The sequence below is a fragment of the Bradyrhizobium altum genome (assembly GCF_020889705.1).
Classification (GTDB): domain Bacteria; phylum Pseudomonadota; class Alphaproteobacteria; order Rhizobiales; family Xanthobacteraceae; genus Bradyrhizobium; species Bradyrhizobium altum.
Genome location: NZ_JACMYP010000047.1, coordinates 26,437 through 40,141, shown reverse-complemented (window position 1 = coordinate 40,141; position 13,705 = coordinate 26,437). Strand labels below are relative to the sequence as shown.

Annotated in this window: 10 protein-coding genes and 1 pseudogene; 5 read left to right on the top strand and 6 right to left on the bottom strand. The window is 58.7% G+C overall.

Features of this window, described 5'->3' with window-relative positions; genetic code table 11:
• Positions 1 to 138: 138 nt before the first annotated feature.
• The 5 genes from H8B02_RS14945 to H8B02_RS14925 all read left to right on the top strand — a co-directional run bounded on the left by H8B02_RS14945 (position 139) and on the right by H8B02_RS14925 (position 6,761).
• Positions 139 to 666: a flavin reductase family protein gene (locus H8B02_RS14945; RefSeq protein WP_229166934.1), complete on the top strand. Its 528-nt coding sequence runs from the start codon at positions 139 to 141 to the stop codon at positions 664 to 666.
• A 667-nt stretch (positions 667 to 1,333) separates the two neighbouring features.
• Positions 1,334 to 2,458 (top strand): M20 family metallopeptidase, encoded by a 1,125-nt coding sequence (locus tag H8B02_RS14940; RefSeq protein ID WP_229166933.1) that lies wholly within the window; start codon positions 1,334 to 1,336, stop codon positions 2,456 to 2,458.
• Between the two features lie 977 nt (positions 2,459 to 3,435).
• The gene (locus H8B02_RS14935) at positions 3,436 to 3,738 is read left to right on the top strand and encodes a hypothetical protein (RefSeq protein ID WP_229166932.1); all 303 of its coding nucleotides are present in this window, start codon (positions 3,436 to 3,438) and stop codon (positions 3,736 to 3,738) included.
• Between the two features lies 1 nt (position 3,739).
• The gene (locus tag H8B02_RS14930) at positions 3,740 to 5,275 is read left to right on the top strand and encodes a class I adenylate-forming enzyme family protein (protein ID WP_229166931.1); all 1,536 of its coding nucleotides are present in this window, start codon (positions 3,740 to 3,742) and stop codon (positions 5,273 to 5,275) included.
• Positions 5,276 to 5,459: 184 nt separating this feature from the next.
• Positions 5,460 to 6,761, top strand: coding sequence for a preATP grasp domain-containing protein (locus H8B02_RS14925; RefSeq protein WP_229166930.1), 1,302 nt, complete (start codon positions 5,460 to 5,462; stop codon positions 6,759 to 6,761).
• 250 nt (positions 6,762 to 7,011) lie between these two features.
• Here H8B02_RS14925 and H8B02_RS14920 read toward each other — a convergent pair whose 3' ends face one another.
• The 6 genes and pseudogenes from H8B02_RS14920 to H8B02_RS48065 form a co-directional block, all read right to left on the bottom strand.
• On the bottom strand, positions 7,012 to 7,689 hold the full coding sequence (locus H8B02_RS14920) for a 2OG-Fe(II) oxygenase (protein WP_229166929.1): 678 nt from the start codon (positions 7,687 to 7,689) through the stop codon (positions 7,012 to 7,014).
• Between the two features lie 6 nt (positions 7,690 to 7,695).
• Positions 7,696 to 8,004, bottom strand: coding sequence for a GFA family protein (locus tag H8B02_RS14915; RefSeq protein ID WP_229166928.1), 309 nt, complete (start codon positions 8,002 to 8,004; stop codon positions 7,696 to 7,698).
• Between the two features lie 1,813 nt (positions 8,005 to 9,817).
• Positions 9,818 to 10,660: an electron transfer flavoprotein subunit beta/FixA family protein gene (locus H8B02_RS14910; RefSeq protein WP_229166927.1), complete on the bottom strand. Its 843-nt coding sequence runs from the start codon at positions 10,658 to 10,660 to the stop codon at positions 9,818 to 9,820.
• Between the two features lie 274 nt (positions 10,661 to 10,934).
• Positions 10,935 to 11,144 (bottom strand): annotated as a pseudogene (locus tag H8B02_RS48075) (hypothetical protein); the annotation flags it as partial.
• 46 nt (positions 11,145 to 11,190) lie between these two features.
• The gene (locus tag H8B02_RS48070) at positions 11,191 to 11,835 is read right to left on the bottom strand and encodes an efflux RND transporter permease subunit (RefSeq protein WP_312000924.1); all 645 of its coding nucleotides are present in this window, start codon (positions 11,833 to 11,835) and stop codon (positions 11,191 to 11,193) included.
• A gap of 184 nt (positions 11,836 to 12,019) precedes the next feature.
• Complete coding sequence (locus H8B02_RS48065) at positions 12,020 to 13,564, bottom strand: efflux RND transporter permease subunit (protein ID WP_312000923.1); 1,545 nt, start codon at positions 13,562 to 13,564, stop codon at positions 12,020 to 12,022.
• Positions 13,565 to 13,705: the final 141 nt, after the last annotated feature.

The window sequence follows — 13,705 nt, the reverse complement described above, 5'->3', positions numbered from 1 at the left end:
GCTGAGCTGCCCGGCAAAAGCGGCGGCCATTGGTCGCACAAATTCAACACCGCGCGCCCAATAGCAGGCGCAAAGGGATCAAGGTCATCTGCTCGTAACGGAAACACCAGAATTGGAGTACAACTCCAGAGGTAGGTCATGAGCCACCACCAGTCTCCTCCTAGGATTCGGGATATTCCGTCTGTCCAAGCGACAGAGTTCCGTGAGGCCATGCGAAATGTGGTGGGCGGTGTCGCCATCGTGGCGACCGGAACGGCCGCCGAACGGCGTGGACTGACGGTTAGTTCTGTGACGTCCATTTGCATGGAGCCGCCGTGCCTGCTCGTTGGCATAAATGCCGGCTCCGAGGCGCATGACGGGATACTCGCCAGTCGCAGTTTTGGAATCAGTCTTCTCCGCAGCGACCAGGAGGACCTTGCGCTACGTTTTGGCGGTCAGGAGGGCGCGAAAGGTGTTCACCGCTTCGATACCGCGCCCTGGGAACAGGGCTTCCTCGATGTACCGCTATTGCCGAACGCATTTTGTGCGCTCGAATGCGTTTTGTACGACCACAAGCTGGTTGGCACACATACGATCTTTATCGGGCGAATTATCGCGACCCGGGTAGGCCACGGCAATCCATTGATCAACTTCCGGGGCGCGCTTCGAACCTTGCTGCTTGATTGAGTGCGAGTCGCTTGCAAGCACCGTTCAATGAGTGCGGGCGTTCACGCGAGCCTGCGACGAGTTAAAGATCGATGATCTGCATTTTCATGATTTGCGTCACGGAGGCACTATCGTATTTTTCCGCGAGCCGCGCCCCCTGCACGAGCACAAAAGGTGAGATACCGGCTCATGCTGGATGCCTCTTGATACGAACAAGAGCGCGTCCGAGGCAGACATGGAACACAAGGGGTGCCTGGCAACCTTTACCAGTCACGGAGCTGGCGCGCCGATTCAACCGCTGAACCAAGGTTAACCGGCATTATACTCATCTTGCGAAGTGATTATAAAACGCTCAACGTCGGGTTCCATCTCCCCGGCCTGGCATCGACATGTTCAAGGCTGCGCAGCCATCGAAGGATTTCCTGATCAGAACAGCTACAGCTCACTAGAACAGCCAAAACGGTAAGGGCTCTTGAGCTCGCATAATTGCATCCTACCAATCTTGGTAGCTCCGTTATTTCAACCCGCGTAGCATCATTGCCCGCGGCAAGACCAGACTTCAGAGGCAACCTGACCCAACAGTTGGCGGCTCTGAAGGCCTTCGCGCCAGATCATGATACGGCTGAATGCATCTTTATCATGATCTTCTGCGAACGATGAAAGTCGAATTCAAGGGCGTCAGACAACTATGTCCAACAACCCGTTTGAAACCGCGGTGATTCTCGACGGCATCCGCCACTGGGTCGAGATCGAGTCTCCAACGGAGCGGCCGGATCAGCTTAACAAACTGGCTGATCTCGTGGCGTCGGGCTATCGTGACTTGTCGGCCACGGTCGAGCGCCTTGCGGGGCGTGACGGCTGCGGCGATCATTTGGTCACGCGCTCGTCCTGGGGGCAAGGCGTACCGGGCATTCTTGTGCTGAGTCATCTCGACACAGTTCATCCGATGGGATTCATCGAGCGCCTGCCGTTCAAGATCGAGGGCAACAGGGCATTCGGCCCCGGCATTTACGACATGAAGGGCGGCGCCTATCTCGCCTATCACGCGTTCCGGCGAATTTGCGCCGATGATGTCCGCCCGCCGCTCGGCATCACCCAGCTCTACGTATCGGACGAAGAGATCGGCAGCCCGACCTCGCGGGCGTTGATCGAGGCCGAGGGCCGCAAGGCCAAGTATGTGCTCGTGACCGAGCCCGCGCGCGACGGCGGTAAGATCGTCACCGGACGCAAGGGCGTTGCGCGATTCGACGTCTTCGTCAAAGGCACGCCGGCCCACGCCGGCGCGCGCCCCGAGGACGGCTGCAGCGCGATCCGCGAACTCGGCAATGTGATCCAGACCCTGGAGACGATGAACGATCTCAAGCGCGGCGTTACCGTCAATGTCGGCGTCGTCCGCGGCGGCACCAAGCCGAACGTGATCGCCGAAGAGGCCTATGCGGAGGTCGACATGCGGGTGCCGACCATGGCTGACGCCGAAGAGCTGGTGCCGAAGATCCTCGGCATCACCTCGCGCACCAAGGGCGTCAGCGTGAAGGTCACCGGCGAATTGAACCGTCCGCCGTATGGAAAGAGCAACGCCGGCGCCGAACTTTACGAACACGCCAAGGGAATCGCCGCCGAACTCGGCTTCAAGTTGCTCGACGTCTCCAGCGGTGGCGGCTCGGACGGCAATTTCACCGCGCCGCATACCGCAACTCTCGACGGTCTCGGCGTTGACGGCAAGGGAGCCCATACGCATTATGAGCAACTCTACATATCGTCGATTGAGCCGCGCGCCCGGCTCCTCTATCGCCTCTATCAGACACTGCAATGATCTCCGCACCAGAGGAGCCCACGGTCACGACGTGCACCGGATGAAGGTACGCTCGGACATTCGCGTGGCTCGTTCGAACGACGCAAGGTCATAAGCTGCCCTGCCATCAGGCCGACGTGTCGAACACGATCGTCGGATCCCGCCCTGGGCGTTGCCGCGTCAGCGCCGGACAGATGCGACTGAAGTACGACGCAGCGGACGTCACACCCGATATCGGCTGCGAAGACGACGGGCGCCCGATCGCGCAAGCGCGGGCGTTTCTGACAGCGGGCTCATCTGCTTCGAGCCTAGTCTCAATGGGAGGGCGACTTTCTGACGTAGATCGTGGCGCAGAATTGCTGTCGACAGGACACCGCTCGGCAGCGCTTTCCCGGCAAGCCTGAGAGTTTTGGCCTGTTCATACGGGTTGCCGAAAGGGCTTGAATCGGACGTAACGTTAAGTTGTACGATCTTAAGATCGGCGCGTGTCTTCGTCTGCCGTCGGGATTGTGAAGGATTGCGAATGTCTCACCGGGTCAGAACCCACGCTGAATGGTTGGTCATGATCCTCATCCCCGACAGCAAGTCGGTCGAGATGGTTGTGCAGCGTGTCTTGATCGCGGCACTACGGCTCGCAGGTCGTTGTGAACGGCCCGGCATTCCAGAACCGATACTATGCGGCTATCCCAAAGCGAGTCGCCCGCGAGACGATGATGCCAGAAGAGATCAGCGTAGGCCTCGATCCCAAGCCCTTGCAGGGCGCCGCCGCTTCCCGAATTTGAAACCGAACGGCGGGACCACCTACCGAAATCAGTTCGAAGAAACAACGTTTCGCTCGGTTCACACCACTTTCCCGGCGCTGGCTTGGCCTTCTCCTCGCGCAAGTGCGCGACAGCCCATACGACCGCGGAGGTTTTCAAGAGACTTGAGCTGCAAGTGTCGCTGGGCGTGACCGGCGCGACATCGGAAGATATGGCGTGGCATTCTGGAGCAGCAAGTTGAAAGAGCCGGACGGCGTCAAGAAGATCCTGTTGATCGACCACATTGAAGGCCAATGCCGGGCCATTGTCGGCTTCAAAGATGGAGATCCCAGATCGGCGTATATGTGCGGCGAGCCTGTCTGTCAAAAGACCAGCATGACAACCATTAAGAACCGCTTCGTCCCGCAAAAACCGCGTGATCATAGCCTGTACAAAGGGTACCCGAAGCACTCAATCGAGGCCCGCCGAAGTCATTCCGAACTTCGGCTGAACTACATCGGAACCAACGTCTCTTGCGAAGCTCAATCACACGGAGATTGAGTTGGATCTCTGCACATTGATCGAGCGCAACGCTGCGTATGCTCCTGACAAAGCCGCGATCCGTTTCGAGGGACAGACTCTAAGCTACTCCGGCTTCAATCGACGGATCGAGCGGGTCTCGCGCGCCCTCAAGAGCCAGCTCGGCATCGAGAGAGGTGACCGGATCGCGATCCTGAGCCTCAACCGGCCTGACTATCTGGTGCTGCTCTATGCCTGCGCGCGGCTCGGCGTAATCCTCGTCCCATTGAACTGGCGCCTTGCGGCCGCCGAGCAGCTCTTCATTCTGTCCGACTCCGGGGCAAAAGTGCTCGTGCTTGAGCAGTCCTTCAACGCAGTCTTGCCGGTTCTGAGGAGGCCACTTCCTGATATCTCCCTCGTCGGGCTGGACTTTGCCCCGCTCGGCGGAAGCAGGTTGGACGACCTTCTAGACGGAGACTGTGGTGACGGACGCAATCCACGTGCGGACCTGTCCTGCCCACTTCTGATCGTCTATACTTCGGGCACCACGGGGCGGCCGAAAGGCGCTGTGCTGCGTCAAGAAGCGTTGCTATGGAACGGGGTTATGAGTCAGCACATGCATGACCTAACCTCGACTGACCACGCCTTGACTGTTTTGCCGCTCTTCCATGTCGGCGGCCTGAACATCCAGACGACCCCGAGTTTGCATCACGGCGCGACGGTGACAATCCAAAGCCGCTTTACGCCAGAGGCAACGCTTGATGCGTTCGAGCATGACCGGCCCACGCTAGCAGCCTTGGTGCCTGCCATGATGCGAGCGCTGATCGACCATCCACGATGGGCAAGCACGGACCTATCCGCGCTCAAAGCAATCTGTACCGGATCGACGATGGTGCCTCAGCGCCTTGTCGAGCGCTTTGTTGCGCGCGGAGTGCCCGTCTTGCAGGTTTACGGTTCGACGGAGACCTCTCCCATCGCTGTGTATACGAAGCTCGGCGCGGATCTCGTGCCTGAGGGGTCAAGCGGCCTGCCCGGCCTTTGCTGCGAAGCGGCGATCATCGATGATGCCGGCAGCAAATTGCCGCCCGGCACCCCAGGCGAGATCGCAGTACGCGGGCCCAACGTCTTCTGCGGATATTGGAACGATCAACAGGCAACGCGTGAGGCTTTTAGTAATGGTTGGTATCGCACTAGTGACATCGGCCGCCGCGACGCCGATGGATATTTTTGGGTCCATGACCGCAAGAAGAACCTGATCATCTCCGGCGGAGAGAATATCTATCCGGCGGAAGTGGAGCGTGTGCTCATGGGCCATCCGGATGTCGCCGAATGCGCCGTCGTCGGTCGCCCCGATCCGCGCTGGGAAGAAGTACCGATCGCTTACGTGATCAGGCGACCGAGGACCCGGATCGAAGCCGAACCGCTGTTGGCGCATGTCCAATCGCAGCTCGCCCGTTTTAAGGCACCGCGCGAAATCATTTTCACGCAAGAACTGCCGAAAACGGCGTTGGGCAAGGTCCAGCATTTCAAGCTGAAGGAGCTTGACACGGAGTCAAGCCCGCAAGGAGACAGCAATTGAGATGGGCGATTGGCTGGCCGTACTTCCCCACTACACCGCAGGAGATATCGAGACGGCGCAATACCGCCTATCGGTCAGTACCTTCTTACGATGGCGCCGCAGCGAGCTCTTCGTTGCTGGCATGGCGCTTTGTGTTTAACCACGCTAAGTGCCCGGGAGATCGTCGTTGCCTCGGATCCTAATCATGAATGCCGGGACGGCTCAAATGTCGGGCGGCGATCTAACAGCAACTCAACTGTCGCTTCCCGCCAACTCCGCTTGCCGCTCAGCTTGGTTTGCACAGGAGGGTGACCTGATAGTCTCTCCAGTCGTCATCCCGGCTGACCTGTTATCCTTCATTGGCGCGACGCTCAATTTCGACGCGTCGAGTCTCTCTACGCTTGTGCCTGAAGGCGCTCGCGAATCACAGATTCTTAATGATTGCACCCTGCTGTCCAATACTCTCGTCGAGCGACTCAACGGCCATATTCGCCAGAAATCATCTTGGAGAATGTCTCCATGCTACTCTAGTGAAGGCGTAGCGCGCTTGGCGGCGCTGCTGAGCATCCCGCAGAGCGGGGACGATTTCGCTCTGCAGCGAGGGCCGGATCTCTTGAACCGCAAGAGCCACTTCCGTCAACTCGCGACAAGTGTCGCGCTTCCGCTGCCCAATGGATGCGCAACCACGGACTCAAACGAACTATTCAAAGCGGTGACCTCCTTGAGGTCAGAGACCGGCAGCGTGATTGTCAAGCTGGACAATGGAGCGGGCGGAATCGGAAATATCATCCTGACCGGCAATGAAAGCGGACCACTTCCTGGGGCAAGGGATACCCGAACGATTGCTTGGCCATCGTTTGATCCTGAAGCACTTTGGTCTGAGATGACAACAGCATCGTGCAAGACGTTGGTCGTGGAATCGTACCACTTGGCTCATGCCCTGTTCTATCTCGAGTATGAGATAGAGGAGGATGGTTCCATTGCTTTCATCAACAGTGGAAACATACGTCTACGTCGAAGCAAAGATCGATCCGAAAGGGCGCTCATCTGGATAGGACTTGAGCTTCCAAGCGACCTGACGAATGAGCAATGGCTGGCCGCCCAGGCGCATGCCTACCGATTTGTGGAGCTCGCGCGAACGTTGGGATATCGCGGAATGATTAATATTGACGGCATTTTCGCAAGCGACGGCCGGCTTTTCTTTAACGAAGCGAACGGCCGGTGGGGCGGAGGCTCGGTGTTACACAGCATTGCCGTCCGGCTGTTGGGCATCGACTATTCCGGTCGCCACGTCATTTCATCCGTGAGAAACGTCCGATTATGTTCTCTCCAAGCCGCGCTTGATCGTTTCGTCAGGTATGGATTTCTATTTGATGGCAGACGCAAGGAAGGCGTGATCCCGCTTGCCGTCGATCAAGAGGCAGGCACGGTGGAGTGCCTGGTGATCGCGCGCGATCGGGCCGCTGCCCGTAATCTGCAGCACCGGCTATTGACAATGGTCACCTGAGATCACAGGGGTCACGTTCTTAAACTCCTCCATTCATTCGAACCCGTCCCTGCTTCCGAACGTGTGCTTGACACCGGCGTGTTGGGACGTCACGTGAGCATCAGCTTCGTCTCGCTTGAAGTCGATTCCCACCGCGAACCAGGATCCGCCACAAGGGAGATCCAAAGGACGCTCTGCGAAGTGCGCGGCGTCTGGCAGAAGCTGGCTCTCCATACTCAATCCATTCGGAAGCCATTCCAGCTAACGCTCCTCATAGGCCATCGGTAGAGCTTTCGATGATCCGGCGATTCGCGCCGCTGCGTTTTGAACAGAAGTACACCAGCGATCGGCGCTCCCCAGCGTGTACAGGCTTCACCTCATGCCGGAGCCTACATGTGGTGACAAGAACGGCGCCAAATGGCGGCCGAAATACTTGCTGTTCGTACGCGCTTGGATAGACCACAAATTCACCCCCCTCAAAGTCTCTCGCGAGCTGCACAATCACGGAGTACTCGAAATCAGGGTCGCTCTCAGCATCCAAATGGATGCCAACAAAGGATCCGGGAGGCAGACGATGCATTTGGCATCGACGAATCACGTAATCTGACGACGCTCCCAAGATCTTTCTCAGCGCAAAGCTGCGGTCTTTCCTCTCGAGCAGTTCGATGATCTGTCCTGGCGCTTTTCCATTCACGTTGCTAGGAGGGCGGCCGGGCGGGTCTACCCTCACCCGTTTTACGAAGACATTGTGCGAGTCGCCGGCATCTCCCACCCGCACTTCTTCTTCGGGAATCTCAGTCTGCAGCTGATCGATCCTCGCCAAGTCATCTTGGGTGAACAACGTCTGGGGAGCGATCACGACCGTCCCCTTCACCAACAGCTCTATGCGGTATTTCGTGAGAACCTCTTCTGAAAGCAGACGAGATCTATCATTCATTGCGCGCGCCATACGGCTTCACTCCAAGGTTTTATCTTTAAGAGAGGCTTCCAAGTCCTCGAGCGTCGAGCGGAACGCTTGCTCCCAATGCTCACCATCGAAATCGTCTATTCTTATGTTTTCGATCGTTCTGTTATCCAAGCATCGAATATTCACCCTGAACCCGGACGGGTTCGATCGGGGCCTATAGAACGGCTTTACGCCGCAAATCCGGCAAAACGTGTGCCGAGCGATGTTCTTGTTAAATTGATAGGTAGTGAGGAATTCTTCGCCACACTCAATGCTGAGCTTATCGCCAGCCACGAGCAAGTGCAGAAATCCAGACATTTGGCAGATTGAGCAATTGCATCGCACCGCAGAGAGTTCTCGCGGCGCTCGGCAATCTGCGCGAAATTTTCGGCTGCTGGCCGACACGAGGCCTCAAAGCAAAGGGACCGCCGCTAGTTTTTGCGCGTTCTGCGTACACTCGTCCAACATCCTGTGTTCTTGCAGGCTTACAGCAATTGCTATGCCAACCTGGCACTCCTCGGCAACTTTCTGAGTACGCTGAGAAAACGGTCGGGACCGGCTTGTCATTGCAGGTGTTTTGAACCTGACAGGAATTTGCGCGCGGTCAGAAACCGAACAGGATGTGCTCGAAGGTGCCTCATAGGGGACTGTTTCATCTTGAGCAAAGCGAGCGAGAACATCATCGCCACCGCCAACATCTAGATCGCGACCTGCTGCCTGGACGATGAAACGAGGTAGAGAAATCAGGATTGCCGGGGGTCCGTGTGGGCCAATCGACACCTCTATTGTCCGCGTCCATGCCCTGCGACAGCTGTCCGGCCAGAACGATGATCGGGGTAGAAGGGCAATGCACTTGGAGGCTGCCGGCCACATTGATGAATGGTTATCATCGCCGGGATTGCAGCCACCGAAGTAAGCCCCGACCGCAAGAGGGGAGCATGGACCGCAGTATGCAATTTCGACATCTGGGGAAAGTCGAGCGACACATTGCGCTTGGCGCCCAGCATATTCTTAATCAAGAAATGCGTGTCGCAGACATTGATCTTCGCAGATATGATTCGACGTTAGCCCGCTCACTCTTGGAAACGTTTCGGCTCATGCAAGCCCAGCACGTCGCACACCGCGAACGGATCCTTGGAGTGCTACGTCAGTGACGCCCCCTCGGTTGGCAACCGTAGCGGACCTGGGCCCCTGAACGCCGCGAGGTTCGCTTTCGGACCGTTGCGGGCCAATGGGAGCCGGACACGGAGCTTCGTATCGATGCCATCGGCGATGAAATCGGCTCGCACGCACTTGTAGACGAATCCGAAGGCAATCGCGTGTACGCCATTTTAGCCGACCAGGAATTGCCGGTCGAGAGGTCCAAGAAGGCCTTCAAAGACGAGTAATGTCTGGAACCCGGTGCCATCTCTCCGCGTTTAAATAAATTCCTCAAAAAGCGTCTGACGAGAGCTTAAAAGAGCAGGCTTCCATGTCCATGCGGTGGCGCGCGATCTGCTTGATGGTAAGAGCATGAGGCCCCACCTCGATGCTACGAAGCTCGCCCGCGACAGGCTGGCAAGAGCTGATCGGTGGAGGTGGCGCGATGGCAAATGCCATGCTTGACGTCAGAAAGTGATTCCTGCCGTCGTGTCGGGGCGATCACCGGGAACGGCGGCGGACGCCGAACGCGAGCGCAACAGGTGCCTTCTGGCGGAAGCCCGCAGCACGACTGCGCCTGACGGGTTGCGTCGTTGTCAGTCAAGACGGCAAGCGGCCTACACGCCGGCCACTTTTTGTTCTAAGTTGGGGTGAGTTGCAGCGGGTCTCGTCAGCTTCTCGAAAGCCAGCGCGAGGGAGCGATCGAGGGATCGTGACCAAAACAGTCGACAAAGGCCATCGGAGATGAACTTGCCTCGGTCCAAACGCTTCGCATAGAGCGACATGCCCAACCCATGTGCCAAACAGTTTTCACCAGGTCGCCGGCGGCCCAGAAAGATACAGAGGTGGCCGGCGTGAGGATTGCGCTTCAGCTTCCCTGAACCCTCAGCGCCAGGCTCTATATGCCCCGGTGAATGTCGGTGTGACCAGTGGCGAGCCAACCCTGACGCCTTCGGGATCGTAACGTTTATCGTCGCCAGGACTCTCCAGATCAAGCACCGCGGGCTAGTGCCGCAAGATCGGTTTCGAGCTTCGGTTGATGCTTAAAGATAGCTTCAATCAACGCCTGCGCTGGTTGTTCAGCGGCCTCAACCAGCGCCGCTTTCTCAGCCCGCGCAGAGGGAGCAAACACTCGCTTGACGACGGTCGGCGAGCCCTTAAGACCACATTTGGAGACGTCCTCGACGCCGGCGCCGTGCGCGCTCCATTTTACGATTGGCGCACGCGCGGCACGCAGGGCGTCCGCCATCGCGCCGCGCCGTATCTGGTTGGTCCCCTCTAGCATGGTGATGAGACAGGGCAGCCTCGTGTGCAAAACCTGGACACCACCTTCGGAGCGTCGCTCCGCTTCAATTGTACATGCGGCGAGATCTAGAGATCTGACCTTGGCGACGTAGGTTAGCTGCAGCACACCCAGCCGCTTTGCGATGCCGGGACCAACCTGCGCGGTATCGCCGTCGATGGTCTGCTTGCCGGTAAAGATAAGGTTTGGCGGTCCATATTCCTTACCAATTTTTCGGATGGCTGTTGCCAGTGCGTACGTTGTGGCCAGGGTGTCGGAGCCCGCAAAGCAGCGATCGGTGAGCAGTACGGCGCGATCAGCGCCAAAGGTCAGCGCTTTCCGCAAAGAGTCTTCCGCCGATGGCGGTCCCATTGTAAGCACGGTTATTTCACCGCCGAACCGATCGCGCAGCTCCAGCGCGGCCTCGAGCGCGAAGAGGTCATATGGGTTGATGATGGTCGGCACGCCCTGACGCATGATCGTATTGGTCACGGGGTGCACGCGGATCTGCGCAGAGTCGGGAACCTGTTTGATGCAGACGACATTGTGCACGGAGTTGCTCCAAAAGTTGCGACAGCTGCGAGGAGAACAGCAAGTGTTGTACCATCGCACCCGAATTTTAATCATCAAATTACTACAATGGCTTAAACGGATTCGATGACTCCTCTAGCCCGGTATCCCGACGAACGAATACCGACACGCGTCGGAGCTGCAACAACGCTATTCCGCTGGGCATGCCAGCTAAGATAGCTTGCGACAGATTACCGCCGCTAATCACGAGGGCTACGGACCAGTCGATGGTGGACGAAATGGAGTTGGAAGAGGCTTACCACGTCCGATTGTTGGAGCGTTTCGAGCACACCGAGCCGAGCTCCAAAGCCGAGCCCGTTGGGATGCCGTGCTTGCTGACGAGCCCCATCAGGGTGACGAGGCCGACCTGGGTGTAGATATTGATGCTGGCGCCACCGGGCCCGACGCTAATGAAGATCAGCGCGCCGGCGAGCGACATCGGCACCGATATCATGATGATGACGGGTCGACGAAGCTGTTGAACAGCGCGGCGAGCGAAAGATAGGTGATGATCAGCGCGAACAAGAAGGTGGTGATGAAGCCGCCAAACTCCTTCTCCAGCTGCCGGGAGGAGCCTGCGTAGCCGACCGAGTAGCCGGTCGGAAGCGACTGGGCGAGAGAGTCTTCAACGTTCCGAGCGCATCGCCCATTGCAACGCCCAGCATCGCCACGCCGGAAACGGTTGCGGCGTTGACCTGCTGGAAATGGTTGATCGCCTGCGGCACTGTCTTGTTCTCCAGACGGGCGACCGTCGCCAGCGGCAACATCGTGTTGTTGCTGGTGCGGATCTGGTAGCTCAGGAGCTGCTCGGTCGTGAGGCGGTCGTTCTGACGGACCTGCGGGATCATCGTGTAGGAGCGGCCGTCCAGGCTGAAATACTCGGCGTAATTGCCGCCGAGCATGGTCGCCAGCGAACCGCCGAGATCGCTCATCTTCAGCCCGAGATCGCCGGCCTTGTCGCGGTCGAATACGACCGTGCTCTTCGGCTTGTCGATCTTGAGGTCGTTGTCGAGAAAGATGAACTGTCCTGTCTTGCGCGCGTCCGCCATGAACTTCTGGTCGACCTCCTCGAGCTCGTTGAACGAACCCGTCGTGCCGATGACGAACTGGATCGGCAGCCCGTTGCTGCCCGGCAACGGCGGCGGCTGGAACGCCACCGAGCGCGTGCCCGCAATGCCGTCGAGTAGACCCTGCAGTTCAGGTGCCCTGCAGTTCAGGTTGAAGGGTGCCGGCCGCCGCGCTACGCTTGTCCCACGGCTTGAGCACCCAGCCGCCGATCGCCTGCGAGGGCGTGTCGATATGAAAGACGACGCTGGTTTCCGGGCGCTTGGCGATGAGGCCCTAGAGCTGCTGGCCATAGAACTGACGCTGGTCCGACGGCGCCGAATTGGTCATCGTCAGGATGACGCCCTGATCCTCGTCGGGGGCGAGCTCGCTCTTCGACGTCGAATAGAGCCAGGGAATGCAGGCGAACAGCAGCAGCGCGAATATCACCACGACGGATTTGGTAGCAAACACGGATTCGAGGCGGCGACGGTAGGCGGCGGTCAGCCACTCGAGCGCGTGATCGATCTTGTGTACCAGGCGCGCTTCCCAATTCGTGCTATCACGCTCCGTCCGACGTAGCAGCCACGCGCAGTTGGTCGGCGACAAGGTCAACGCGATGACCGCGGAGACGGTAACTGCACCGGCGAGCGTGAAGGCGAACTCGGTGAAGAACGCGCCGGTGAGACCGCCCTGGAAGCCGACCGGCACGTACACCGCGATCAGCACCACGGTCATCGCAATAATGGGGACTGCCGAGCGCGCCATGATGATGGCGTCGTCGACCACGAGCCCAATCGCGAGCACGAGAGCGAGCAGTGTCAGCAGATTGATCGAAAAACCCATCCGCAGCATCAGGGCGAAGGTGCCGATCAGCGACAAGGGCATCGCAATCACCGGGATCAGGACCGAACGCCAGGAGCCGAGGAAGAGGAAGAGGAAGACGACGAAGGTTACGATGCTGACCGCCTCGACCAGCGAATGGATGACCTCGTCGATCGAGCTATTCACGAAATCCGTGGAATCGTAGAGAATCTCACTGGCAATGCCGTTCGGCAGATTCGCGTTGATGTCCGGGAGTACCGCCTTCACGCCCATGACGACGTCGAGCAGGTTGGCGGTCGGCGCGACCTGGATGCCGAGATAGACCGCGGTCTTGCCGTTGAACTTGGCCGAGCTATCGTAATCGTCGTTGCCCAGCGTCACGTTCGCCACGTCCTTCAGACGGATAACGGCTCCGCCGGCCTGCTTGACCACGAGATTACGGTACTGCTCGAGCGAGTGAAGATTGGTGGAGGCGGAGAGATCGACCTGGACCAGGCGTCCCCTCGTCGAACCAAGACTGGCGATGTAGTCGTTGCCGGACAGCGCGGCCGATACGTCGGCCGCCGTGAGGCCGTAGGCTCCGAGCTTGTCGGCGTCGAGCCACGCGCGCAGGGCAAATTTCTTGCCGCCGATCAGCTCGGCAGTCCGCACGCCGGGAACGGCCGGCAGCCTCGGCTGCACCACGCGCGTCAGATAGTCGGTGATCTGGTTCGGAGCCAGCACCTCGCTCGTAAATCCGACGTACATGGGATCGATTGTCTGCCCCACCTTCAGCGTCAGCGTCGGCTGTTGCGCGCCGGCCGGAAGCTGGTTGAGGACGGAGTTGACCTTGGCATTGATCTCCGTCATCGCCTTGCCGGAGTCGTAGTTCAGGCGCAGGTTCACGGTGATGGTGCTGGTGATGCTGCTCGAGCTCACGTAGTCGATGTCGTTGGCCTGGGCGATGGCGTTCTCCAGTGGCGTCGTGATGAATCCGGCGATGATGTCGGAATCCGCGCCGGCATAGGCCGTCGTCACCGTGACGATCGCGTTCTGGGTACGGGATATTGCAGGATCGACAGCGAGGTCATCGAACGCAGCCCGAGCACCAGGATCAGCGTACTGATCACGACGGCCAGGACTGGCGACGGATAAAGATGTCCGTGAAACGCATCGTAT